The 1,644-nt window shown below is 72.4% G+C and carries 2 protein-coding genes; both read left to right on the top strand.

Going from position 1 to position 1,644, the window contains the following annotated elements; genetic code table 11:
* Window positions 1-821, top strand: an 821-nt coding sequence (locus ACPUER_RS36650; RefSeq protein WP_425133567.1) for a type II secretion system F family protein, incomplete at its 5' end; no start/stop codon positions are given.
* Window positions 818-1,644 (top strand): tetratricopeptide repeat protein (locus tag ACPUER_RS36645; protein WP_425133566.1); only part of this gene is annotated, 827 nt, incomplete at its 3' end. The genes ACPUER_RS36650 and ACPUER_RS36645, both read left to right, overlap by 4 nt.

The raw sequence follows: 1,644 nt of genomic DNA, 5'->3' as shown, positions 1-1,644 counted from the left end.
CGGCCGGGCAGCGCGCGCCGTCGCTCGCGGCGGGGCGGCTGCAGCCGGGCGAGGTCCGCCAGGGCCTGACGCGCCGGCTCGCGCAGCTCGGCGAGCGGCTGCCGGTGCTCGACCCGATGCAGCGCGTGAAGCTCGGCCTGCAATTGGCGCGCGCGGGCTTTCGCGACCGCCGCGCGGTGTCGTCGATGATCGGCATCAAGCTGAGCTGCGGCGTGCTGTTCGCGGGCGTCGCCATCGTGTTCAGCCCGTACATTCCACGGCTCGGCGAATACTTCGTGATCCGCGCGCTGGCGATGGTCGCTGCGTTCGTGATCGGCGTGATCGTGCCCGAGTACGTGCTCGGCGCGATGATCCGGCGGCGGCGGCGGATCATCGCCGCGTGCTTTCCGGACGCGCTCGACCTGCTCGTGATCTGCACGATGGCCGGCAACAGTCTCGCTTCGGGCATCCGGCGCGTCGCGCACGAACTGGCGCGCATCTGCCCGCCGCTCGCCGACGAGCTGACGGTGTGCGCGGACGAACTCACGCTGAGCGGCAACGTATCCGCGACGCTCACGCATTTCGCGACGCGCGTCGATTTCGCGTCGGCGCGCTCGCTCGCGACGACGCTCACGCAGTCGCAGCGGTTCGGCACGCCGATCACGCAGTCGCTGCGGACCCTGTCGCGCAGCGAGCGCACCGAGCAGATCGTCGCGCTCGAGGAAAAGGCCGCGAAGCTCGCGCCGAAGATCACGCTGCCGATGATGCTGTTCATCCTGCCGACGGTCGGCCTGATCGCGGCGGGCCCGGCGGCGATCCGCCTGCTCGAGGTATTCAAATGACACGATCCGTCGTACGCATGTTCGCGCTCGCGGCCGTGCTGCCGGTGCTGGCCGGCGGCTGCGGCGCGCCGGGCGTCCAGACGCGGCCGGTGCTGTCCCACAAGAGCGACGACCCGCAGGCCGAACTGCGCATCGCGGACAGCGCGCTCGCGGGCGGCAACGTCGATCTCGCGTCGACGCTGTACGAGAAGGTGCTCGCGAAGCATCCCGATTCGCTCGCGGCGCGGCTGGGGCTCGGCGACGTCAACTATCGCACCGGTAACCTGGAGCGCGCGCGGATCCTTTATGAGGAAGCGCAGCAGCAGTCACCCGCGGAGCTCGGCCCGCGGCTCGGGCTCGCGCGCGTCGCGTTGCGGCAGCGCCGGCTCGACGAAGCCGCGCAGCGCTATCGCGACCTGCTGGCCGCGCAGCCGAACCATCCGCTCGCGGCGGAAGGGCTCGGCACCGTGCTCGACCTGCAGGGGCGCCATGCGGATGCGCAGGCCGTGTATCGCGACGCGCTGCGCGCGCACCCGGACGCGCAGGGGCTGCGCATCGACCTCGGGCTGTCGCTCGTGCTGAGCAACCGGCCGCGCGAGGGCGTGAACGTGCTGCTCGACGTCGCGGGGCTGCCCGATGCGCCGTGGCAGGCGCGCCAGAACCTCGCGTTCGCGTATGGCGTGCTCGGCAACACCGATTCGGCGAAGAAGCTGCTGTCCGCGGACCTGCCCGCGTCGGCGGTGGCCGACAACCTGCGCTTCTACCAGGCGGTGCGCGCGCGGCTCGCGTCGCGCGGGGCTGCCGGCGGCGCGCCGCCGCTGTCGGGCGCGGCGCTGGAGTCGGG

Source organism: Burkholderia sp. DN3021 (assembly GCF_049805555.1).
Lineage (GTDB): Bacteria > Pseudomonadota > Gammaproteobacteria > Burkholderiales > Burkholderiaceae > Burkholderia > Burkholderia pyrrocinia_C.
Note: the sequence above shows the minus strand (reverse complement) of the source record. Positions and strands in the feature narration are given on the sequence as shown.